This window comes from Psychrobacter sp. W2-37-MNA-CIBAN-0211 (genome assembly GCF_040309405.1).
Taxonomy (GTDB): domain Bacteria; phylum Pseudomonadota; class Gammaproteobacteria; order Pseudomonadales; family Moraxellaceae; genus Psychrobacter; species Psychrobacter glaciei.
Map to the genome: position 1 here is coordinate 1 of NZ_JBEOOU010000110.1, position 285 is coordinate 285.

Below are 285 nucleotides of genomic sequence, written 5' to 3' on the forward strand. Positions count from 1 at the left end.
GCCTAAATCTTTTTGAATATCGCCACTTTGTGCAACTTCAGCACTTACTTCTGTGTTTACTGGGCAAATTTCGTTGAGAATTTTTTCTACATCGAGAATTTCGACTAATTCATTTTCGATTTCGGTCACTGCTGTTAAATATGAATAACGTCCGGCACCTGATGGCGGTGGCATTATTTTTTCCCAATTCATATTTACAATACGTTCAACTCCGCCCACTAAAAACCCTTGCACAGAGCGATTGTATTCAGCAATAATTATGAAGCTGTCTTTAATGTTGTCGAT

Annotated in this window: 1 protein-coding gene; it reads right to left on the bottom strand. The window is 37.9% G+C overall.

What is annotated here, in order from left to right:
* Window positions 1–285: chemotaxis protein CheW (locus AAEY72_RS14500; protein ID WP_352311221.1), on the bottom strand; the 285-nt coding region annotated here is incomplete at both ends.